This window comes from Streptomyces sp. ALI-76-A (assembly GCF_030287445.1).
Lineage (GTDB): Bacteria > Actinomycetota > Actinomycetes > Streptomycetales > Streptomycetaceae > Streptomyces.
The window spans coordinates 1,186,678-1,208,932 of sequence record NZ_JASVWB010000002.1; the positions used below are offsets into that span (position 1 = coordinate 1,186,678).

21 protein-coding genes are annotated in these 22,255 nt (G+C 67.5%); 17 read left to right on the top strand and 4 right to left on the bottom strand.

All coding sequences use genetic code 11. The annotated features are described in order from the left end of the window. The first annotated feature begins 75 nt into the window (after window positions 1-75). From QQS16_RS06250 to QQS16_RS06305, 12 genes are all read left to right on the top strand, one after another. A complete protein-coding gene (locus tag QQS16_RS06250) occupies window positions 76-1,335 on the top strand; it encodes an MFS transporter (RefSeq protein ID WP_286060610.1) in 1,260 nt (419 codons plus the stop codon). Window positions 1,336-1,588: 253 nt separating this feature from the next. After that, window positions 1,589-2,314 carry an ISL3 family transposase gene (locus tag QQS16_RS06255; protein WP_286066235.1) on the top strand — a complete coding sequence of 242 codons (726 nt, stop codon included), beginning with the start codon at window positions 1,589-1,591 and terminating at the stop codon, window positions 2,312-2,314. Next, window positions 2,311-3,138: a transposase gene (locus QQS16_RS06260; protein WP_286060611.1), complete on the top strand. Its 828-nt coding sequence runs from the start codon at window positions 2,311-2,313 to the stop codon at window positions 3,136-3,138. Before QQS16_RS06255 ends, QQS16_RS06260 begins: the two co-directional genes overlap by 4 nt. Window positions 3,139-3,175: 37 nt before the next feature. Beyond that, window positions 3,176-3,553 (top strand): hypothetical protein, encoded by a 378-nt coding sequence (locus QQS16_RS06265; RefSeq protein WP_286060612.1) that lies wholly within the window; start codon window positions 3,176-3,178, stop codon window positions 3,551-3,553. Beyond that, complete coding sequence (locus tag QQS16_RS06270) at window positions 3,550-3,861, top strand: helix-turn-helix domain-containing protein (RefSeq protein ID WP_286060613.1); 312 nt, start codon at window positions 3,550-3,552, stop codon at window positions 3,859-3,861. The genes QQS16_RS06265 and QQS16_RS06270 overlap by 4 nt, the downstream gene beginning before the upstream one ends. A gap of 208 nt (window positions 3,862-4,069) precedes the next feature. After that, on the top strand, window positions 4,070-6,445 hold the full coding sequence (locus QQS16_RS06275) for a DNA topoisomerase (protein ID WP_286060614.1): 2,376 nt from the start codon (window positions 4,070-4,072) through the stop codon (window positions 6,443-6,445). Window positions 6,446-6,543: 98 nt separating this feature from the next. Further along, on the top strand, window positions 6,544-6,735 hold the full coding sequence (locus QQS16_RS06280) for a hypothetical protein (RefSeq protein ID WP_286060615.1): 192 nt from the start codon (window positions 6,544-6,546) through the stop codon (window positions 6,733-6,735). A gap of 144 nt (window positions 6,736-6,879) precedes the next feature. Further along, complete coding sequence (locus tag QQS16_RS06285; protein ID WP_286060616.1) at window positions 6,880-7,371, top strand: hypothetical protein; 492 nt, start codon at window positions 6,880-6,882, stop codon at window positions 7,369-7,371. Window positions 7,372-7,573: 202 nt separating this feature from the next. Next, window positions 7,574-8,473 (top strand): hypothetical protein, encoded by a 900-nt coding sequence (locus QQS16_RS06290; protein WP_286060617.1) that lies wholly within the window; start codon window positions 7,574-7,576, stop codon window positions 8,471-8,473. Between the two features lie 55 nt (window positions 8,474-8,528). After that, the gene (locus QQS16_RS06295) at window positions 8,529-10,823 is read left to right on the top strand and encodes a hypothetical protein (protein WP_286060618.1); all 2,295 of its coding nucleotides are present in this window, start codon (window positions 8,529-8,531) and stop codon (window positions 10,821-10,823) included. A gap of 497 nt (window positions 10,824-11,320) precedes the next feature. Then, entirely contained in the window at window positions 11,321-14,239 is a 2,919-nt protein-coding gene (locus tag QQS16_RS06300; protein ID WP_286060619.1) for a hypothetical protein, read from the top strand. 100 nt (window positions 14,240-14,339) lie between these two features. Next, window positions 14,340-14,819, top strand: a complete 480-nt coding sequence (locus QQS16_RS06305) for a hypothetical protein (protein WP_286060620.1) — start codon at window positions 14,340-14,342, stop codon at window positions 14,817-14,819. 72 nt (window positions 14,820-14,891) lie between these two features. On the opposite strand, the gene QQS16_RS06310 is transcribed toward QQS16_RS06305, so the two are convergent. From QQS16_RS06310 to QQS16_RS06325, 4 genes are all read right to left on the bottom strand, one after another. Beyond that, on the bottom strand, window positions 14,892-15,461 hold the full coding sequence (locus QQS16_RS06310; RefSeq protein WP_286060621.1) for a hypothetical protein: 570 nt from the start codon (window positions 15,459-15,461) through the stop codon (window positions 14,892-14,894). Window positions 15,462-15,500: 39 nt separating this feature from the next. Further along, complete coding sequence (locus QQS16_RS06315; RefSeq protein WP_286060622.1) at window positions 15,501-15,686, bottom strand: hypothetical protein; 186 nt, start codon at window positions 15,684-15,686, stop codon at window positions 15,501-15,503. Continuing rightward, entirely contained in the window at window positions 15,683-16,183 is a 501-nt protein-coding gene (locus QQS16_RS06320) for a hypothetical protein (RefSeq protein WP_286060623.1), read from the bottom strand. Before QQS16_RS06320 ends, QQS16_RS06315 begins: the two co-directional genes overlap by 4 nt. A gap of 319 nt (window positions 16,184-16,502) precedes the next feature. Next, a complete protein-coding gene (locus tag QQS16_RS06325) occupies window positions 16,503-17,066 on the bottom strand; it encodes a DNA-binding protein (protein ID WP_286060624.1) in 564 nt (187 codons plus the stop codon). Between the two features lie 721 nt (window positions 17,067-17,787). Between QQS16_RS06325 and QQS16_RS06330 the strand changes: the two genes are divergently transcribed. The 5 genes from QQS16_RS06330 to QQS16_RS06350 all read left to right on the top strand — a co-directional run bounded on the left by QQS16_RS06330 (window position 17,788) and on the right by QQS16_RS06350 (window position 22,216). After that, complete coding sequence (locus tag QQS16_RS06330; protein WP_286060625.1) at window positions 17,788-18,141, top strand: SH3 domain-containing protein; 354 nt, start codon at window positions 17,788-17,790, stop codon at window positions 18,139-18,141. A 252-nt stretch (window positions 18,142-18,393) separates the two neighbouring features. Beyond that, the gene (locus QQS16_RS06335) at window positions 18,394-18,750 is read left to right on the top strand and encodes an SH3 domain-containing protein (protein WP_006378930.1); all 357 of its coding nucleotides are present in this window, start codon (window positions 18,394-18,396) and stop codon (window positions 18,748-18,750) included. Window positions 18,751-18,952: 202 nt separating this feature from the next. Then, a complete protein-coding gene (locus QQS16_RS06340; RefSeq protein WP_286060626.1) occupies window positions 18,953-20,233 on the top strand; it encodes an MFS transporter in 1,281 nt (426 codons plus the stop codon). A 121-nt stretch (window positions 20,234-20,354) separates the two neighbouring features. Further along, window positions 20,355-21,524, top strand: a complete 1,170-nt coding sequence (locus tag QQS16_RS06345) for an MFS transporter (RefSeq protein ID WP_286066236.1) — start codon at window positions 20,355-20,357, stop codon at window positions 21,522-21,524. Continuing rightward, window positions 21,521-22,216, top strand: a complete 696-nt coding sequence (locus QQS16_RS06350; protein ID WP_286060627.1) for an HAD family hydrolase — start codon at window positions 21,521-21,523, stop codon at window positions 22,214-22,216. Before QQS16_RS06345 ends, QQS16_RS06350 begins: the two co-directional genes overlap by 4 nt. Window positions 22,217-22,255 lie beyond the last annotated feature (39 nt).

The following is a 22,255-nucleotide window of genomic DNA, read 5'->3' on the forward strand; positions in this document are numbered from 1 at the left end:
CTCAGATCTCCGCAGGTGTGCCACGGGCCGGGCCGATCGTGGCTCGACCAAGACGGGGCCGGGACGGAGCTGACAATGACCGGTACCCATCCGGATCGAGCCGGCAGCCGGGACTCGGGAGTCATCGCGGTACTCGGTGCGTTCGTTCTCAACGGCGCGCTGCTTGGCTCGTGGGCCCCTCGGGTGCCGGCGCTGGCCGCGCAGATCGGTGCGGACGAGGGTGCGCTGGGGCTGTCCCTGCTCGGTGCCAGCGTAGGTATGATCGCCGCTTCGCTTGTCGCCGGTCGGCTGTGCGCGGTGTTCGGCGCTCGCGTCGTGATGACGGTGTCCGGTGTTGCCGGGTCCGCGATGCTGCCGGCTCTGGGACTGGCGAGGTCGCCCGCCACGCTCGGCCTGCTGCTGATCCTGCTCGGCGCGATGGTCGGCGTGATGGACGTGGCGATGAACGTGGCCGGCGTGACAGCGATCCGGCGGACCGGCCGGGCGATCATGCCGCTGTTCCACGCGGCCTTCAGTTTCGGCACGCTTGCCGGTTCGCTCGGCGCCGCGGTCGCGGCCGGACAAGAGTTGGCACCGAGCCGTCATTTCGTCATCGTCGCGGTGATCTGCGGCGGCGTCACCGTCGGCATCGCCCGCTGGATTCCTGTCGAGGACCTACTGAGAGTGCCGGCCAAGAGCGGACGCGCCGGGCGGGCACCGTTCAGGCGACCGGCGCTGTGGCTGCTCGGCGGCGTGGCACTGTGCGCCTCGATAGCCGAAGGAGCGACCGCGGACTGGTCAGCGCTGTTCGGTGTGCAGGAGCGCGGTCTCAGCGAGGCCACCGGCGCCCTGATCTACTCGTGCTTCTCGATCACCATGGCGTGCACCCGCTTGTGCGGTGAGGCGATCCAGCGTCGTTGGAGCGCACCACGGATACTCATCGGGGGTGCGGCGATCGGTGGGCTGGGGCTGGCCACCGCGGTCATGACGCCGTCGCCGACGCTCACCTTCGCCGGCTTCGCTGTCGCCGGTGTCGGTCTGGCGTACGCGTCCCCCGTCGTCATGGAGCTGAGCGGCGCGGCCGGGCGACGGGCCGATGGGGGCGGTGGTGAGCGCGAGGTCGCGTTCGCGACAACCATTGCCTACAGCGGGTTCTTGCTCGGCCCCCCGATGGTGGGCGGCATCGCCGAGCTGACCAGTTTGCCGGTCGCGCTCGGCGCTGTCGCGGTGCTCGTGTTGTTGATCGCCCCGCTGACTCTGGCCGCGGGCACTTTCCGGCGCCGGGAGTTGTCGTCGGCCGAGGAGTCAGCGGCCAACCCCGCCCGGGGCACAGCGATCCGACGCAAAATGGGCTGAGCCCGCCGCCACGGTCGTGCAGCACGACCCGGCCTGCGAGACCACCCCACGACCGCTGCCCTCAACGCGGACACGCGGGTACGACCCGATGCGCTTCTGCAACCGTGACTAGCTATTGTCGTGTCAGGCAACGTTCGTCCTGGTGACGATCCAGCGTAGGCGCTCGTCGGCGGCATGGACTACAGTAACCAAGCTGTTACCGCAGTTGGCGGCTGTGCTGGTGGTCTCGGTCGATGCTTCTGGTCCTGCCGTTGTGATCCAGGCTCGTACCAGATCCGGTGCTCCGGCAGGGTGTACGGGATGCGGCACGCTGAGCGAGTGGATGCACAGCCGCTACGTACGGCACCTCGCCGATGCCGCGCTTGGAGGCAGGCCGGTCCGCATCGACTTGAGCGTGCGCCGTCTGTACTGCGAGAACTCGGCCTGTCCGAAGATGACCTTCGCCGAGCAGGTGCCGGGACTGACCGTGCGCTATCAGCGGCGCACCCCGCTGCTGCAGCACTTGGTCGAGGCGGTCGGCGTGGTGCTGGCCGGCCGGGGTGGGGCGAGGATGCTGCGCATACTCAACATCAGCCTGTCGCGGTGCACCGTGCTCGCGCAGCTGATGCGGGTGCCGCTGCCGCCGCTGGTCACACCCCGGGTGCTCGGCGTGGACGACTTCGCGCTGTACGCCGATACCTACGGCACCCTCCTGGTCGACGCCGACACCAGACTCCCGCTGACCCTGTGGGAAGGCAGAGACGCCGAACAGCTCAGCCGATGGCTGCGCGGACATCCCGGTGTGGAGATCGCCTGCCGCGACGGCTCGCTCACCTATCGGCAGGGCACCGCCGACGGCGCCCCAGAAGCCGTCCAGGTCAGTGACCGCTTCCATCTGTGGCAGGGCCTGTCCCGGCGCGTTCAGGAAATCGCCGCCACTCACCGCGGCTGCCTGCCCACGCTCTTCCTGCCCCCGAGGCAACCGAGTCCGAGCTCGTGAACGTCGCGGCGACGCAACCCGAGTCGGCGGACACTCCGGCCGCCCGGCATGCTCGACGGCTCTTCGAGGCAGTACACGCGCTGACCGATACCGGCCGCTCCTTCAGCTCTGCAGCCCGCCAGCTCGGGCTGGACCGCCGCACCGTGCGCAAGTACGCCCGGGCCCGAACCTGGCACGAGGTGGTCCGCCGCCCTCCGCGCCGCCCCTCCACCCTCGATCCGTATCTCGACTATCTGCAGCAACGCTGGGACGAGGGCGAGCACAGCGCCAAGATCTTGCACCAGGAACTCCTCATCAAGGGCTACCTGGGCCACTACCAGTGCGTGAAGATGGCCGTCGCACCACTACGGCGCGGTCTGCCCCTGGACGAGCCGTGCGAGCGACCACCCTCACCACGCCAAGCCGCACGCTGGATCATCACCGATCCCGACCGGCACGGCCCGGACACCGCGCAACGTCTACAACGATTACTCGAGCACTGCCCGGAGCTCCGCCGCACCCACAACCTTGTCCGTCAGTTCGACGCCATGCTCGATGCCCGGGATGCCGCACCGCTGCCGGACTGGCTCGACCAGCTCCGTGCCAGTGGGCTGGCTCCACTGGCTGGTGCCGCCACAGCTCTACGCGAAGACCAGCACGCGGTCGCCCAGGGGATCACCACCCACTACAACTCGGGGGTCAACGAAGGCCGCATCACGGACGTGAAGCTCCAGAAACGCATCATGGGAGGCCGCGCCGGCGTCCCGCTCCTGCGTCACCGAGTCATCCTGATCGCCCACCTACGCCACCGCTACGCGGGCGGACCGACCGCCGTATCGAGATGATCTCCGCCTACGAAAATCTTGCCAGAGCCACGTTCACGTGTACGCCGACATCAAGTCGCCGATGTCCCGCTACAGCGAGCGCCAAGCCGACGGCCGCCCCGGCACCAGCCGCACCGTGACCCGCCTCGACGTCACTGTCCTCGAACCCGTGGATCTGTCACCCGCGCTGCCCACGGCCTCCCGGAATGACCGGCACGCTACCCCTGCGACGCGGCGCCGACACCGCATCCTGGCCCTGCTCCAGGAAGACCCCACGCGTCTTTGGCAGCCCCGTGAGATCGCCGCCCACTTCGGCGACATCACCCTGGAGACCATGTATAGACAACTGAATCGGTGGGCCGTCAGTCGACTCATCCACAAGCTCGGCCCTGGTCTCTACGCCGCAACACCATTGTCCCCAGCCCCACTTGCGTGACCTGCGAAAACGCTAACTACCCGGCCTTGGGGCAGGTCCCCTGTGGCGCGATCCACGTCGGCCACACGCGCATGGGCGAGGGGGAGAAGTTCCGGATGTTCGAGGACCTGACCGCGGACCTGCCGGATCTGCTGATCAAGCTCAGGGGTCAGGCCACGCGCAAGCAGGTCGCCGAGATGGCCGGCGTGCGGCCCGTCCGACTGAAGGAGCTGGAGGAAGGCCTGAAGCACCCTGAGGGACTCGAGATGCTCGGCAAGGTGCTGCGGGTGTACCGCGTCCGGCTCAGCGTGGCGATGCCGACTCGGTAATAGCGCTAAACAGACGACGACCCCGAGAAGCACAGCTTCTCGGGGTCTTCTCGAGCGGTGATTGCTCGAACAGCGTGCCGGCGCCGGCCTTTTCTGCATGACTCTCGCGCCATTCAAAGCCTTTTCAGGCACCTCTCGACTCCTATTTGACCACCTTTTTCGAGTAGACTCACACTCGCTTCCGAGTCAATGGCGAGAAGGAGTCGACATGGTCGCGATCGTGGTCGCAGAGAAGCCGAGTGCAGCGAGGAACATGGCCAGCGCCCTCGGCGGGACGAAGGGCAGTTACAAGGGCACGGCCTACGAGGTGGCGAGCTTGCGGGGTCATCTCTATGAGTTCGCCCAGCCGCACGCGATGGTGGACTCCTCACTCGCGGATGGCTATCAGAAGTGGGACCTGGGCAACCTGCCGTGGAATCCGGAGGACCTGACGTGGAAGCGCGAGCCGCAGAAGAACGCCGCAGACGTCATCAAGGCTCTGCGTGCGGCGCTCGGGCGCGGTGCCGAGATCGTCATCGCCACGGACCTGGATCCGTCCGGCGAGGGCGACCTGCTCTTCTGGGAGGCGATCGACGAACTCGGCTTCCACAGCAAGAAGTTCAGCCGCATGGAGTTCACCGATGAGTCGAAGGCGTCGATCCAGAAGGCGTTCGAACAGCGCCGGCCGGTGAAGTCCATGCAGGACGAGGGCGATTACCGCAAGGCGATGTACCGCTCGCAGTGGGACTTCCTCTCGATGCAGTTCACCCGTATCGCCACGGCGATGGGCTGCCAGTCCGGCCAGGACCTGGTGCTGCGCCAGGGCCGGCTGAAGTCGGCGATGGTCTCTCTCGTCGGCGACCAGCAGAGGGCCTACGACGCGTACGTCAAGAAGCCGTTCTTCCAGAACCGCTTCCGCGACGAGAACGACGTCATGTACACCAACCCGGACGAGCCGCGGTTCGATCAGAAGGGCCAGGTGCCGCAGCCGTACGGCCCCTCCGCTGTCGTCCTGGACGGCAAGGCGGACAAGAAGACCGCGCCGCCGAAGTTGCTCGACCTTGCTTCGATGTCCTCGATGCTCGTCGGCAAGGGCGTGAAGGCGAACCTCACGCTCTCGACCTACCAGAAGATGTACGAGGACCAGGTCGTCTCGTACCCGCGCACCGAGGACAAGACGATCACGCCCGAGCAGTTCAAGGACCTCGCCCCGCTGGTCGACAAGATCGCCGCCGTGGTCGGCGTCGACACTGGCCTTCTGACGCGTCGCCAGCCCCGGTCCACACACGTGAAGCCCCAGGGTGCGCACGGTGCGAACCGTCCGGGCCTGAAGGTGCCCTCCTCGTTGGACGAGGTCGAGCACAAGTACGGCAAGGCCGGGCGGCTCATCTACGAGATGCTCGCGAAGAACTACCTCGCCATGCTCGCCGAGGACTATCTCTATGAGCAGCAGAAGGGCCACGTGGAGAAGTACCCGAACTTCGTCGGCATCGCCAATGTGCCCAAGAGCCCCGGCTGGCGGGCCGTGTTCGATCCGGACGCCGGCGACGACACGGCCGAGGGCGACGAGAACGAGTCCAGCAAGGGACTGGGTCAGACCGCGGAGCCGTTCATCTTCGAGGGCGCGAACAAGCGCCCCGAGCATCCCACGATGAAGTGGCTGATGAAGCAGCTGGAGAAGCGTGACGTGGGCACGGGCGCGACCCGCACCTCGACGTATTCGGAGGTCACCAATGGCAAGGCGAAGCACCCGCTGCTGACGGAGAAAGGCCGGAAGCTCAGGCTCGCGCAGGCCGGCGAGATGAGCTGGCGGCTCCTGCCTGGCACGCGCATCGGAGACCTCGGGCTCACCGAGAAGGTCTACGCCGACATGCGCGACATCGCCGCCGGGACGGCGACGGCCGAGGAGCGCCTGGCCGTCGTCGCCGACTGGGTGCGCGAGGACATCGTCACGATGACGAAGAACGCTGCGTCCATGCGCGCCGAGCTGGGCCTGAAGGAGCAGGTGGTCGCTGCGCGCGCCGAGGGTGTGTGGCAGGCCGCTCCGGGCGGGCCGAAGAAGGTCACCTTCAAGAAGATCTGGTCGGGCCACGAGTTCAGCGATGACGAGGTGGCGAAGCTGCTCGCGGGCGAGACGATCTCGTTCGAGGCCACGAACAAGGCGGGCAAGCCCTACACGGCCACCGGAACGCTCGACGTCGGCGACTACAAGGGCCGCAAGTTCGTCGGGTTCCAGCTGGAGGTGCCCGACAAGCCGACGAAGTGGTCCGGCCGGACGTTCACGCTGGCGGAGGTCACGGCGCTCCTGGCGGGCCAGGCGCTGGAGATCGACGGCTTTGTCAGCGCGAGGACCGGCAAGACCTTCGGCTGCAAGGTCAGCTGGGACGCGAAGGCGAAGAAGATCGTCCCCGATTTCGGCTCTGGCGACGAGCCGCCGCGGTCCTGGTGCCAGGTGACTTTTACCGATGCGCAAAGGCGTGACCTGGCGGCCGGCAAGACCATCCAGGGCAAGGGCTTCGTCTCGGTCAAGGGTAAGACGTTCGATGCCGCCGTCTCCTGGAAGGAAGAGGGCGGCAAGAAGAAGATCGTGCCGTCGTTCAGCTGACGCCCGAACGAGCACTGACGAGCAGCAGCGGGTCCCGGACCTCGGGGCCCGCTGCAGCCTTTTCACGACAGCGACAATAGAAGGATGTGATGAGGACGATGAACGACATCGTGCAGCTGCGAGATCAGGTGGGCCTGATCGGCGATGTCCATGGCGACGCCCGGTTCTTGCACGACGCAGTGGTGACGCCGACGTCGAGAGGCTGCACTTCGCTGGTGCAGCTGGGCGACTTCGGGATGATCTGGCGCGGCACGCGCAGCGAGATCCAATCCGGGCTCTGGAGGCTTTGAACGAGCAGCTCGCCCTGCTGGGCGTGCGCCTGCACGTCGTGTTGGGCAACCACGAGAACTACGACGTAATCGACACGCTGTCGCGCAACGGCTCCGGGTCTTCTGGATGGGACCGCACCTGGCGCTCCTCCCCGCTCCAGTCTCGTGCGCGCCGACCAGCACTCCGTCGACCGGCTGGCAGGGGCAGCGAGTATCGACCGGTGCGTGCGGATGCCGGGCCTGACGTGGCGGGAGACTGAGCTGCCCACGGACGAGCAGGCAGCGGGTCTTCTGGACGCCGGGGCAAGCCCTGATGTGGTGCTCGCCCACGAGGCGCTGGCGGTCCCGGGGTTGATCCAGCGGCTCGGCGACAGCCACGGCTGGCGCCCCGACGATCTGGCGTACGCGCGCGAGGCGCAGCAGGTGCACACCGCGCGGGTGCTCTCGGTGCTCGATCCGGCCAAGGAGACGCTGTGCGTCACCGGGCACTACCACTTCCGGCACCTGGAGCAGGCAGTGCTCGATGGGATGCCGGTCCGTCAAGATCTTCGACCGGGACGGCTCAGCCGATGCGCTGGCCGTGCTCGACCTGGGCAACGACGTTCCGCGCTTCGAGGCGGTAGCGATGGGCCGAGCGCCTCTGCTCCCGCGGCGTGACTGCCCTGTCAGCCGCTCAGACGACACCCGATAACCCGGACTCGCCAGTCCGAGCCATCGGACGTCGCCATTCAAGCCCCTTTCTCCCTCGATTCAAATGACCTATCTAAGATAGGATGTCATCTACACACCTCACGTATGAGGGCTTTTCGATAGGACGAGCAATGGCCATTGGGGTTACAGGGGGGGAGATGAGAGATTCATGGCGAAACTGTCCTATAAGGTGCCGAGTTCGCTGAACAGGAGCTTCCTCGACCACGAGATCACGCTGAGCAAGGGAGGGTGGGCGGCCAAGCCCTCCCCGATCAAGCAGCTGCTCTTCTTCGGCGGCGGCATCCTCGCCCTGTTGTGGTTCAGCACGTCGACGTTCGTCGCGAGTTCGGGACCGGTGGCCATCACGTTCTTCGTTCTTTGGGGACTGGCGGCGATCGCCTACTTCGGCGGGCTGATGAAGACGAAGGAGCTGCGCATCATGCGCGTGCCAGCCTTCCTGGCTTACCTGCCGCTGAAGGCCCGCCATGTCTTCACCCGTCGTGGCTCGAACCCCACGGACTTCTACTCGATCGTCGGCATCGACGGGATCGACGAGGACGGGCTGATCCGCTTCTCCGACGGCGGCGAAGGTCGGGTCTACCTGGTCGTCGGCTCGGCTAGCTACCTGCTCTTCGACGAGGACCGGGTCGGGATCCTCGATCGGGTGGACTCCTTCTGGCGCAAGGTCGAGACGGCCTGCGAGCACAGCTTCATCACGACGAAGGAGCCGCAGCGGGTCTACCACCAGGTGGCGCACCTGGAACGGCGCAACCAGGCCCTGCAGGTCCGCGATCCCGATCTGATCGAGCTGCAGAACGAGCAATACGACATTCTCACGCAGCACGTGGGCGGGAAGTTCACCTCGATCCACCAGTACCTGCTGCTCAAGGGCAAGAACGCCGACGCACTGCGCAGGGGGCACCAGGTCCTCCAGGCCGAGGTCGGCGGCTCGACTCTGATGATCAAAGAAGCCACGATGCTCGACCGCGAGGAGGCCCTGCCGATGCTCCGGGTCTTCTACCAGGGCATCGACGACGAGCTGCTCGATCTCAAGGCGTCGCTGAACTGACCAGCGCCAGGCCGGCCACCCCGACGAGGAACGAACGAAGGACACCATGGCGCTGATGACGAAAGTCCGGGCACAGCTCGGCATTCCGGGAAAGAAGCCTGACGAGACGAATGAGACCGCGGAGCTTGTGGTCGATGATCTGCGCGCGGACGGTGCTGCTCAGGCTGAGGGCGTGCAGGACGCTGCGCCGGCGGACGGCGCAGCCGATGAGGCCGCCGAGCCGAAGAAGAACTGGTGGCAGCGCCGCCGGGAGGTGAAGCACCTCCAGGGTACGTTCGACGCCTACCCTCACCTGCTCGCGCTGAAGCCGAAGGAGAAGTACCTCTTCCGCTCCGACTACTTCGAGGTCGACGGCTCGGTCGCCTGCATCCTGGCGTACTTCCACGACGACGCCGCGCACGACAACTTCGCCGCCTTCTGGGGTATCGATCGGATCCCGGACGGCCTGGACGAGCGGGTCACCGCCGTCGTGCTTGAGCAGGTCAAGCGGATGGATGAGAAGTGGATCGACTCGTACACCAAGCAGTCGGAGAAGCTGGACCGGCTGGATGCGAACGAGCAGGAGGAGACGGGCACGACCTCCTCCAAGCGCAAGGCCGCGAAGATCTCCGGTGACCTCGGGATCACGATCGGCGAGATCCAGGACGGTGCGAGCTACCTCTCGGTGCACAACCGGCTCTTCCTCAAGGCCCCCGATCTGGCGACCCTGGACGACACGATCGACCGGGTCACGCGTCTGTACATCGACCGATTCGGCACGCTGAAGGCTGCGCCCTACGCTGGCGAGCAGCGTCAGGAGCTCTCGGGCCTGTGGAAGAACAACGAGAAGAAGAAGGGCAAGGGCTTCCACTTCACCTCGACCGAGCTGGCCGGCTCGTACTCGCTGGTGACCAACGGCCTGAACGACAAGGGCGGCGAGTACGTCGGCTACATGGTCGGCGACGTCAACAACAGCGCCGTGCTCATGGACGTCAACGCCTACGACCACCACGCGATCGTCGCCGATGCCACGCTCAGCGAGTACCTCGACCGCCAGCGGGTGGCCAACATGTGGTGCTCGAAGATCTCTCAGGCGGCGCTGCTGAACAACGGCCAGGTCGTCCACCTCATCCTCGACGGAGCGAACCTCGACAAGCTCGGCCCGAAATTCGAGCGGCTCACCTCGCGCGTGGACCTGAATCAGGGTGATGTGAACATGTTCGAGATGTTCGGCGAGGAGGAGGACGAGCTGATGGTCTTCTCCGCCCAGATGGAGAAGCTCAAGCTGATGTTCGAGCAGCTCTACGAGACCAGCGACGGAGCGATCGGCTCGATCATCCGCAGCGCCCTCGAAGACACCGCGACCGACTTCTACATCGAGCAGGGCATGTGGCGGCACAACGCCAAGGAGCAGCGTCACCGCCTGCGCGTGGTGAACATCCCACACACCCAGGTGCCGCGTCTTCAGATGTTCGTCTCCTACTTGGCAACCGCGCACAAGGAACTGCTGAACTCCACCAAGACCGACCCGGACCAGCTGCGCGCCTACAACGTGCTCAGGGGCATCGCCAACGCGATGCTGAGCACCAACGGCGACCTGTTCAACAACCACACGGCCTCGGCCGTGGACGGGGTCCGGGATTCGCGGCGCGTGGTCTACGACTTCTCGCGGCTCATGCGCCGCGGCAAGGGCGTGGCGATGGCGCAACTGGTGAACATCGTCGGCTTCGCCGTTGGCAAGCTGGGGCTCGGCGACACGGTGATCATCCACGGCACCGAGCACATCGACGACCGGGTGAAGAAGTACATCAAGGACCAGTTCGACCATATGTACGAGCGTGGCGGCCGGGTGGTCTACAGCTACAACGACGTCGACACGATGCTGGCCGACAGCGACTTCAACAAGTTCGACGCCGCGGACTACACGCTCTTCGGCCCGATGCGCGACGGCACGGTGACGGAGTACCAGAAGCAGCTGCACCAGCGGATTCCGCCGGATCTCGCCCAGCTCATCACGACCAAGGGCGAGAACCTCACGTATCTGCGCCGGGGCGTCTCCAACGTGGTCTTCCACCTGGACCTGGCACTGGGGATCAACCCCTACCGCGAGGCCCAGCGCAGGCAGGTCCGCCTGGAGGCGGCCAGGGCCGAAGAGGCGGCGCGGATGGACGCGATCATGCACGACAAGCCTGCACCGGGCGCGAACCTCACCAGCATCCGGAAGCACAGCGAGGGCGGCGACAGCGAGGCTGACGCGGGCCAGAGCGACGGGGGCAAGCGCCGCGACGGCAAGAAGAGCCTGCAGGAGCCCGAGGACGGCGCAAGGCGGCCAGCGAGGAAGCCAAAGCCGAAGAAGCTGGTCAAGGCATGAACGAGGTCAGCGCTGATACGAAGGCGAGGAGCAGGGGAGAGACGATGAACGGGACGATCACGGCGGTGGCGCGGATGCGTGCCTGGGCCTGCCCCGGCCGTGGCGGAGTCCGCCAGGGCAGGCTCGCGCGTGGGCTCGCCCTCGTGCTCCTGGCCGCGCTGTTCGTGCCGGTCCTCATGATGGCTGCCTCTTCGCCGGCGTCCGCGGACGACCAGAAGGAGCGCGACAACTACAGCCTCTACCAGCTGGCTTCGAATGCGAGCTCGTACTTCAGCGAGGAGAACTCGCCGTCGAACGACAAGGGCATGCACGACAACTGGAAGCCGGTCGTAGGCAGCCCGGCCTCGGGCGGCTCCATGCTCGGCTACGCCGACCCGGATTTCAGCCTGGGCAACATCGTGGGCTGGTTCTTCGCCGAGGTCTCGGGGTCCTCCCAGACCGTCACGTACGAGACCCTGGCCGCGAAAGACGACAAGGGCAACGCGAAGTACTCGGGCATGCTCGACTACGCGCACTTCGGGGCCGCGAACAACGACCTCGGCCTGGACACGATGTCCTCGGGCATCGGCGGCCAGATCGTCAGCGTGATCGGAGGCTCCATCATCTGGGTCCTCTACGCCCTGGCGCTGGCGGTCGGCACGCTGTTCTACGTCGTCCTCCAGTTCCTGAAGCTCATCAACCCCTTCATGTGGTTCTACCAGGCGGTCAGGGCGGTCAATCCGACCTTCGCCGACGGGATGACGGGAGGTGACACCGGAGGCGGCGCGCTCTCGGGCCTGCAGCACTGGATCAGTGGCTGGTATGGCCTGCTTGTCGATATCTCGTGGCAAGTGCTGGTGCCGATCTTCATCGGCTTCCTGCTCATCGGCCTGGTCATGTTCAAGAAGATGGACCGGGGTTCGGCGATCAAGAAGCTCATCGTGCGCGTCGTCTTCATCGGCGTCGGCCTGCCACTCATCGGGTCGATGTACACCAGCGTGCTCGACAAGTTCGACGACTCCGTTCTTGGTCAGCATGCCGGTCCGACGCGCGTCGTGCTGAGCACGTACGTCGACTTCGAGGCGTGGATGATGAACGACCGCCTCGGGATCCCGGACCAGGCCACTGTCTCCTGGAACGGCGACCAGGCGAGCTCTGACGCGATGATGTCGGTGCGCACGAGCGCGCTGGCGATCAACAAGCAGTCCCACGGAGCGACGTTCAACGGCATCAGCATCGGCACGAAGGCCAACGACGCCGAGTCGGCCTGGAAGGACGGCACGGTCTCCGTCGGCACCGGTGCGTCGGATGACTTCAAGGCGGTGTTCTCGACCTTCGGGATCATCGGCAAGTACATCGGCGGCAACGAGATCGCAGCTTCCGACTTCGAGTCGGGGATCAAGAGCTCGATCACGCAGCTGGACGAGAGCGCGGATGTCAAGAAGAGCTGGTTCGTCGACAAGGACAGCTACGGCGACGTGGAGGACTTCGGTGAGGAGGAGGAGCCGAAGCCGGTCGATCACCCGGTGATCTCGACCGACGGCACGGGCCTGACCTCCTCTCGTCCCGGCAAGGACTCGACGGTCTTCACGACGACCGGGACGAAGAGCAACTGCGGTTTCACGGTGGGCAAGACGCCCTCCTCGTGCAACCTGTCTCCTCTGGCGGCGTACAACTACCTCAACACCGGGTTCAGCCCCAGCTCGCTGAACATGTACAGCTCGAGCAACGCCACCAGCGGGTTCACCCGCGAGAACCACATGGCCGTCAGTCAGGTGGGCACGGGGCCGGCGAAGTTTATGTACTGGTCCAACGCAGCCACGATCCTGGGCTCCATCGTCCTGCTCGGCTTCTGGTACGCCATCGGCATGCTGGCCGGCGCGATCAAGAGGACCTTCGGCCTCGTGGCAGCCGTGCCGTTCGCAACGCTGGGCGCGATGGCCGCGATCGCCAAGGTAATCGTCTACTCCATGGCGCTGATCCTGGAAGTCCTCGTCACGCTGTTCATCTACCAGTTCGTCGGAGAGTTCCTGATCTCGGTCCCGGACATCATTGCCGGGCCCGTTTCGAGCTTCATGAGCCCGGGCGGCCTGTGGGGCAGCGCCGCACTCGGCGGGACCATCGTGGTGATCCTGACGCTCATCTCGTCGCTGATGATCATGGGCATCACCTTCGCTCTGCTGCGGGTCCGCAAGACGGTGCTGCAGGCGATGGACGAGGTGGTCACCAAGCTCGTGGACAAGTTCCTGGAGACCAACACCGCGCCGAAGCCGGACAAGGGCGGGCTGATGCCTGCTCTGGCCTCAGGTGCAGGGGCCGGCGCGGGTATGGCCATGGGCAACAAGCTCGCCAACGGGTTCAACAGCAAGACCAGCGGCCCGGCGTCTCCGAGCACGGGCAAGCCCGCGGGCAAGACGGCGTCGACGAACGCCGGCGGCACGAACGGCGACGCCACGGCTCTGCCTGCCGGCAAACCGCCGCTGGCCCTGGAGGGCGGCGGCGAGGGTGGCCCGGGCGATCCGAACAGCCCGGCACTGGACGGTGGTCCTGGCAGCGGTGGCGGCGGCGGTGACGCCAAGGCTCTGCCGGGCGGCAGCGGTCCTGCTGGTGCCCCGGGCGCGTCCGGCCAGAGTGACGGCCCCGACGACAAGGGTGGCCCGCTGCAGCTGACGAGTGGTGGAGCGGGCAGCTCGCACTCTGACAAGCAGACGGCGCTGGGCCTGAGCAACCAGGGCGGCCTGTCGAACCTCGGGTACACCTCGGACGGCAACAAGGTCATCCCCGGCGAGGTTCTGGCCTCGTCGACGGAGCCGTCGAGTTCTCGCGGTGGTGCTCAGGGGCAGAGCAGCGCTGGTTCTGTTCCGACCAGCGGAGGCCGTAAGGCCGTCGCCGGTCAGACGGGCCCGGCGCAGTTCGGCATGGGTGCCCAGGGTGCGCAGAGCCAGCAGGGCAGCAACCAGCAGGCTGCACCGCAGCGCTTCAGCGGCGGAGCTGCTCCTGGTCTTGTGCCTGTCCCTGCTTCCGAGCAGCCGGCCTCGCCGAGCACGCGTCCGACGCGCTCCGCTCAGGGCACCCCGGCTCCGAGGCAGCTGGGAGCCGGAACGTCGGCTCCTCGTCCCGTGGCCGCTCCGGTTTCGGGTCAGACTCCGGCTGCGCCTGGTGCGCCGACTCCGGCTCGGACGCAGGCAGCGCGTCAGCCGGGTGCGATCCAGGCGGCGGCGTCGACGCCGCGCCAGGGGCCCGCCCCGCGGGCTCAGACTCCGCGGACGTCGGCTCCTGCACCGGCCCCTTCGCCGCGGCAGGCTCCGGTTCCGCGCTCTCGTCCCCGTCCGCGCCGGGTTGCCGATCCGGCTCCTCGGAACGTGGAGACTCCGGAGCCGCAGCAGCGGCCGGCCGGTGGTCTTCGCCAGGGCCGGCGCGAGAAGCCGCGGGACTGATCGGGCGAGCGTGGAGGGCTGACGCACCCGGTGAGGATGATGGAGGTCGTCCTCACCGGGTACGTCGTCTTTTGCGTGGCGGGAGGAGAAGGGGAAGGGCATGAGGCTTGGATCGAGGCTTCGCGGTGAGTTCCCGAGCGGCTGGTGGCGCTCGGCGCGATGGTGGATCACCGGGATCCGCGACCTGGCATTGAGCACTGCGGCGGCCGTGGCCATCGTGGTGTTCGTCGGCGAGATGGTGCGCGCCGTGCGGCATCGCGACGAGCCGCGGACTCTGGCGCGCCTGTCCGGCACGTTCGAGGGGTACGTGGCCAGCCTCTTGGCCAACAGCGCAGGCTTGGTCGTTCTGGCCACCCTGGCGATCGAGGACAGTCTGCCTGTGGTGCTGACCGCGTTGCTGGCCGGGTGGTGTCTGCTCAACATCGCCATCAGTGCCACGGTGTTCGTCGTGGCGGCCCGGTCGAGGATCCGGCAGCCGGCAGCGTGGGCTGAGCTGGATTTCGTCGAGCAGCACGCGCCGAAGTACGGCCGGCCAGCGGAGACGATTGCGGAGTACCAGGCGCAGCAGCTCCAGGAGTAGGTGTCAGAGAAAAGACAGAACCCCGTGGACATGATGTCCACGGGGTTCTGTGCTGCCTGGGTGGTGCGGCAATCAGCTGTGCTGGTTGCAGTCCTTGGCCATCAAGGCCTTCGCCTGGTCGCTGTCGGCGGGGATGAGCTGTACCTGGTCGATCGAATAGGCGAAGGTGTACCCGAGCGTGATCATGCTGTTCGACATCGAGATCGAGCCGGATCCCGGGTCAGCGCCTGTCTGGTCGGAGCCGTTGACGTCGTCCCAGAGCACGCTGGTCCGGCTGTCGTTGATCGTGCCGGTCGAGAGAACCTGGTACTGCCCCTTGTCGGTCTTGCCGTCCTTGACGATCGAGCCGTGCTTGATGTCGTCGAGGGCCTTCGTGGTCAGCTGGCACTGCTGGTCGCCAGCGGTGACGTTGATGTACGTGATCTTGTGGCCTTCGACGGCTGCGATGCCGCCGCGCGCCCCGTCGGTGATGGAGATGTAGGCACCGTCGAAGCTGGAAGCCTGGTTGCTGCTGGGGCTCTGCGAGGAAGCAGCATCGCTGCTCCCGCCGCAGGCGGTGAGTATGAGCGCGCCCCCGGCCAGGGCCACGGCGAACACGGCGATCCTGGTCCGCGTCGCATGCGCGGTCCTGGTGGTCTTCATGGCGTTCTTCCTTCGTTCGTTCTGGATGGTCGATCGGGGTCAGCTCTGCGGAGGCTGGGTCGGTGGCATCTGCGGGATCGTAGACGCCTGACGCGACGGCAGCCGGATGAGGACGGCAGCAGCCAGCATCACGACCGACAGCAGCGCCAGGAGCACCACGCCTGCTCCGACGGAGGCGTAACGGGTGCCGCTGACGGAGCCCATGGTCCCGAAGCCGTCGATCATGCCGACGACGATGCCACGACTCCGGCGGTGATGCGGGACCAGTTCGCCTTGCGGATGACTGCCACGACAGAGGCAGCGATGGCCGCGAGCATGATGAAGAGCAGGAAGCCGCCCTCGCCGCCGGCCTCGTCGCTGAAGTAGTTGACCGAGAAGCCCATGGCTGAAGCGACCGGCAGGAACAGCGAGATGATCGCCAGGAACGCCGCGGCGGGAAGGATAAAGGTGGCCAGCCCCCTCAGCTTGGCCAGTACCGGGCGCGAGGTGCTCTGCTGCATCGACGGATCACGAGGCCGGCACTCGGGAGCGATCAGTCCGGCATGAACGGCGGCCAGATACTCGGACATCGTCGGCTCGCGGTGATGCGTCTGCTGGAACCCTGCGCCCCACTGCTCGGCCGTGACAACGGGCGGAACCTGCGGTCGCGGCGGCACGGCCTGTGAAGCTGTTGCATGGCCCTGTGTCGGCCGCTCGGGTAACTGAGGCTGATCCTCAGTCATGATCGCCCCCGCTTTCCCTCGTTCAGTCCTGCGCGTCCAGGCGGTGCCATCTTCACAGGGACCAGCGTCTCGACTCCGCAGTTCCACACTGCATCCCCGAGACCCCGATCCCGACCACGCCCGGGAGCCGAAGCCGGCCCCCTTGAGGACCACCTGACCGACTTCCGAGCTTTCTTCTCGTACATCAGCACTTGCGAAGGCATTCACAAGCGCACTGTCAGTATTGCAGATTGACGTACCGGATGTACCACCTAACGACAGAAGGTTAGTCGAAGTCGCCTATGGTTAGGTGACTTTGACTGGCCATGACTCATGGCTGTCAGGCGCCTTCTCGGAGGTTGTCGAGCCGATGCTCAGTCAGCGCCAGTGCGACTTCGGACTGGCTGAGCGCGTGCTCGCCGTCCTGGATGAGCCACTGAAGACGCTGCACCGGCGGGGCGTCTGCTTCCTGGAGCGCCAGGTCACCGAGCTCGCGCAGCTCCGCGTACGCGCCCTGCAGCTGTTCCTCGTGGTGCGCCGACCGGACCCTGAGGCGGGCAACCCGCTCTTTCCACCAGCCCACCCGCGACTCACGGTCGAGCGTGGTCTTCCCCTCAAGCCAGGCGCGGAGCTCGGACTGGTCGACGTCGCCGGGGAGCCCGGTGGCCAGGGGCCCCTCGGGTTCCGGCATGTCGATGGGAATGTGCGACAGCAGCACCGAGGGGGTCGTGTCGAGCGCGTAGGCGATCGCGACGAGGTCGTCGACGGTCACGGGGCGAGCGCATCGCTCCATCTCCGCAAGGGCGTCGACTGAGATCGGGTGATCGAGCATCCACAACACATAGGCCAGCTCGTCGATGGTCAGCTCGCGCAGCTGGCGGTAGTGGGTGATGGCGTCGGACACAGCAAGGGACGTGGGAAGGGACGACGGCATGCGTCGATCATAGGCGTGCTCGGCGCGACCCCCGGGTGGGTTGTCACATAGTCCTGAGCCGTCGCCACATAGGCGCACGACAGATTCCGGGAGTCGTAGCCTCCGCGTTCCCTCAGGCCGAGGGCGGGTGCGACAAGAGGCACAGCTTGGCGAAAGAAGCTCAGGTCGGTCTTGTAGTCGCAGCCAGCTCCGCACTGTCCCGCACAGCGATGCCCATTGAGTCATAGTCGACTGCCTATTGAATAACAATCGGACTCGTGATTCGATAGGATCGCAATAGGCGTTCGGTTCACTCTAGACAAGGCGGGCAACATGTTCGGGCGCGACTCTTCCGCTGATTGCGGCGCAGTCGTGACCGAGCATGCCTCCTCGCTGAGTCGAGTGCGAGTCTCCACCGCCGCGTCTCGCGCAGTCTCGCTTCGTCCCATTCCCATGGAGGCCATTCAGGTCGGAGCCACTGCCGCTGCATCCATCGCCTTGCGGCGCGATGCCATGACGACAACCCAGGCCTCGGTCGCACGCCGGAGGAAGGCCGCATAGAACCGCCAGCGACTCGGACAGCCATGCCCACCGTCCGTGCACTGGCAGCGGCCCGTGCGACCCGATGCGCAGCCCGCCCGCATCACCGTGCGGCCGGTGGGGCGTCTCGCCCCGTCACCCATGTCCCCACCCCATGAATTGAAGGGATCCCATGCGACTTCGTGCTCCCGCTCGACTTGCCGCCACGGCCATGCTTGCCCTGTCGGTGACCGCCGGCCTGGCCGCGACCACCGCCCCGGCCGCCACTGCGGCCGAGATGCCGTGCAAGCCGCGCGTCTACTACGAAATCAACACCAACGCGGTGAACTTCAGGACCGGGCCGTCGACCGCCTACAAGTCCAAGGGCCTGCTCTACAAGGGCGACTGGGGCAAGAAGGTCGCCACCAAGGGCTCCTGGATCAAGCTCAAGCTCGGCCAGAAGTCCAGGACCGGGCTGGCCAAGAACACCACCGGCTGGGTCGCCAAGAAGTACGCCTACGACTGCGTCCCCATGCAGCTCGACTGAGCCGGCCGCGGCTCAGTCGATCCACGCCGGGCAACTCAAGGCGTCATCAGGCAGACATACGCCCCGCATCACTCACCAACGCACCACTCCGCACCCCCACACAGCGCCCAGCACAGGACGCGCCTCTTCCCATGCCCGACAGGGCGGCCTCACGCCGCACTTCTGACGCAGGGGCCCCGGCCAGTGGCTACGCCCTGGCCGGGGACGGGGCGACGCCGTGCCCCCTCCTCCCTTTCGGAAGGTTGTTTCCCGATGATCCGCAATCTCGCCCTCCGCTCGGTTGCGCCCGCCGCCCTCGCACTCGCGGCCGCTGCCACCCTGACCGTGGCCTCCGCTCCCGCCGCGCACGCCGTCGGTGAGAACAGCAAGTGCACCGTCAACTGGCCGAACTACGGCGCCACCGTGGCCAAGGCCGGCTGGAACTACCGCACAGGCCCATCCACCGCTTACGCCAGCCGCGGCCTCCTGTACCGGGGCGACAAGTTGACCGTGCTGTGCAGCCGCGGCAACTGGGACTACAGCCAGCTCACCCAGCGCTCCAAGTCCGGCATCCCCAAGGGGACCCGAGGCTGGGTGCGCGACGACGGCCTCTACCAGCTGGCCGGCTGACCGGCCCGGCCCCTCGCTTCCATCCCCTGGGGCGACATCCCCGCGTCCTTCCGGAGCGGGCGCTGGCCCGGCTGCTCAGTGGGGGCGTCGTCCGCCCACGGCGACGCCCCCACGCTCCGCCCTTCCCGTCCGGCGCCCGAACCAGCTGACGCCGGCCGCCCCCACCAGGAAACGTCTCGCCCCTGCTTTCCCCGGAGCGTCCGTGTCAGCCACCACCATGCCCGTCTCCACCGCCAAGGACGCCGAACCGTCCCGACCGCGGCCCTGGCCGCCGACGATCTGGGCACTGCTCGTCATCACCCTGGTGGCGCGCGGCTTCGGCTTCGCCTATCCCTTCCTCAGCTATCACCTCAAGGACCTGGGCTACACCACCGCCGCTGTCGGCCATGCCCTCGCGGTCTTCGGCATCGGATGGCTCGTCGGCCAGCTGCTCACCGGCTGGGCCGCCGACCGGCTCGGCCGGCGCCGCACCCTCGTGGCCGCCATGCTCACAGCCGCCGTCTGCCTGCCCGTGATGTCCCAGGCACACGCGTTCGCCGCCGTGTGCACCGGAGCCCTGATCGCGGGCATCGTGTACGACGCGCCGAGGCCGGTTGTCTCCGCGGCCATCGCCGACCTCATCGCCGACGACGGACAGCGCGCCGCCGTCAACGGCTGGCGCCACGGGGCCGTGAACATCGGCGCGGCGATCACCGGCGCGGTAGGCGGCCTGCTGGCCGGACAGCTTGGCTTCCCGGTGCTGTTCTGGTTCAACGCCGCCACCTGCGCGGCCTGTGCCCTGCTCGCCCATCGCTACCTCGACGACGACACCCCGGCCGCCTCGGCCCGCCCCAGCGAGCCCGCCGCGCGCACCCCGCTGCGCTCGGCCGTGCGCGACGCCCGCCTGTGGCTGCTGTGGATGGCTAGTGTGGCCGCCCTGACCTGCGCTGCCGGCATGTTCACCGTGCTGCCGCTGCTGATGGAGGACGACGGGCTCGCCGCCGACGCCTACGGATGGACACAGGTCGCCAACGCCGGCGCCGTCGTCGTGCTCACCCCGCTGCTCAACCCGTGGCTGCGGCGCCGCTGCGACGGTTCCCAGCCGGTCACCGGCCTGCTCGCCGTCGGATCGCTCCTGCTGGGCGCGGGCATGGGCAGCGCAGGCCTCGCCGACACCACGGCGGGCTACAGCCTCGCCGTGGCGGCGGCCGTCCCCGGGGAGATCGTCTTCTTCATCGCCGCCAACGACATCGTCACCAAGATCTCGCCCGTACACGCCCGTGGTCTGTACGCCGGGATCTGGGGTTCAACCCTCGCCGTCGCCGTGATCATCGCCCCGGTTCTCGCGGCCGTGTCCCTGACCTCGGGCGGTGGGGTTCTCGCCGCGCTTACCACCCTTGCCGCCGGTGCCATGGGCGCAGCCCTGTGCCTGCCGCTCGCGGGCCTCACCCAGCGCCGCACCGCCTCCCGTGTGACCGCCGTCCCTGTCCCCGCCGCTACCTGACCGCCGAACCGGAGAACCGGACCATGAGACACAGCACCACATGCCCCAACTCCTGGGCAGCACCGCACAGATGGCCACCTGTTTCGACAGCCCGGCCCACGCCCGCGCCGGGGGCAGGCCGATGACTGCGATCGCTCCGGCCGAGCAGTCCGCACCGCCGACGGGCGACCGACGGCTGCTGCTCGGAGTCTTCGCCGTGATGGGCCTCGTCATGGCGGTCTGGGGCACGAGGATGCCCTCAGTGCAGAGGGTGGCCAACCTTGGGACGGGCCATCTGTCACTCGTTCTTCTCGGCGCCGCAGCCGGCATGGTCGCCGGGCTCCAGCTCGGCGGGCGCCTGGCCGACCGGCACGGTCCCTCCCGACTGCTGGTCGTCCCCGCCGTCATCTTCGGCCTCGCCCTGGCTCTCCTCGGCCAGTGCCGCACGCTGCCGACCCTGATCGCGGCTGCCGTCGTCTTCGGCTTCGCACACGGGCTGCTTGACGTCGGCTGCAACGTATCTGCCGTTCACTGCGAGATCGCCTTCCAGCGGTCGATCATGTCCGGGCTGCACGCCGCCTACTCGATCGGTGCTCTGTGCGGGGCCGCGCTCGCAGCCGTGACCACCTGGATGTCCCACGAGGTGCTGTTCGCGATGGTCGGTGCCTTCACGGTGCTCGCCGCTGCCACCGCCGTTCCGGCCGTACGAACGGCCACCTCCCTCGACCACGCACCCGAGCGTCCCGAAGCGGTTCCGGACGAGGCAAAGCCGGCGCAGACCTCCCACACCAAGGTGTGGCTGCTCGGTGCCCTGGCCGCTGCGTGCCTGCTAGCCGAGGGCGCCGCCGCCGACTGGTCGGCAGTGCACCTGCACTCCCTCAACAGCTCCGAGGCAACAGCGGCGGCCGCCTACGCCCTCTACAGCGCCGCCATGGCCGTAGGCCGGCTCGTGGGCGACCGGCTGACCGGCCGCTACGGAGCACCCGCCCTGGTACGCGCCGGCGCCACCCTCGCCGCCGCCGGACTCGGCGCTGCACTGATCGCCGGCAGCGCCCCGGCCGCCCTGCTCGGCTGGATGGCCCTCGGAGCCGGCCTGTCCACGGCCATGCCGGCCCTCATCACAGCCGCCGGACGGGGAGGACCACGCGCCGTGGGCACCGTCGCCACCATCGGCTACCTCGGCCTGCTCGCCGGACCGGCCGCCATCGGGGCGATCGCCTCGCTCACCAGCCTGACCACCGCGCTGGCCCTGCTCGTCGTCCTGACCGCGACCGTCGCTTTCGTCTCCCACCGAGCCCTGGAGTCCCGTTGACCTCTTCCCAGCCCACCACCCCCAGCGGCGCCGGCCTCGAGGCCGTGATCCTCGACTACAACGGGGTCATCGGCCGCCAGCCCGGCCCGCCCCAGTGGGCCCGGCTCGCCGAACTCGCGGGCTGGCACCCCCAGGAGACCCCCGCCTTCCAACAGGCCTTCTGGCAGCGGCGGGAGCCCTACGACCAGGGCATCGCCACCACCCACACGTTCTGGAGCGGACTGCTGCGCAACGGGCGCACCGCGCCTGCGGGCAGCACCCTCCTGGCCGCCCTCGCAAGCGCCGACCTCGACATGTGGACCGCCACGGACCCCGCCGTGCTGGACCTCCTGCGCACAGCCCACGCCACCGGGCTGCGCCTCGTACTCCTGTCCAACGCGCCCAAACCGCTGGCAAATGCCCTCGACGACGCCGAATGGTGCGCCACCTTGTTCAGCCGGACCGTCTACTCCGCCCGCATCGGAGTGAACAAGCCCCACAAGCGGGCCTACGAGGCAGCGCTCGAGGCCGCCGGAATGCCCCAGCCCTCAAAGACCCTGTTCGTCGACGACCGGCTGGACAACGTCGAAGCCGCCGAGCAACTCGGCCTGCAAACCCTGCACTACACCGGCGACCCGGCCGCACTCGCCCGCCGGCTTCCCCGGCCGCCCGCCATCACACACCCGGCAGCCGACCTCACCACGAGCGCATGACCCCCCTCGCGACACCCTCCCGCCAGCCCGGCACCTGCT